Below are 255 nucleotides of genomic sequence, written 5' to 3'. Positions count from 1 at the left end.
AATCAACCGAGATTCCCTTAGTAGTGGCGAGCGAACGGGGACTAGCCCTTAAGTGGCTTTGAGATTAGCGGAACGCTCTGGAAAGTGCGGCCATAGTGGGTGATAGCCCTGTACGCGAAAATCTCTTGGTCATGAAATCGAGTAGGACGGAGCACGAGAAACTTTGTCTGAATATGGGGGGACCATCCTCCAAGGCTAAATACTACTGACTGACCGATAGTGAACTAGTACCGTGAGGGAAAGGCGAAAAGAACC

Annotated in this window: 1 rRNA gene; it reads left to right on the top strand. The window is 50.2% G+C overall.

Annotated elements, in window-relative coordinates:
* Positions 1 to 255, top strand: a 23S ribosomal RNA gene (locus AACY49_RS31545); the annotation flags it as partial.

It is taken from the genome of Pseudomonas sp. EL_65y_Pfl2_R96, from assembly GCF_963970905.1.
Classification (GTDB): domain Bacteria; phylum Pseudomonadota; class Gammaproteobacteria; order Pseudomonadales; family Pseudomonadaceae; genus Aquipseudomonas.
The sequence above is the reverse complement of the archived record's forward strand: the minus strand, read 5'-3'. Positions and strand labels throughout refer to the sequence as shown.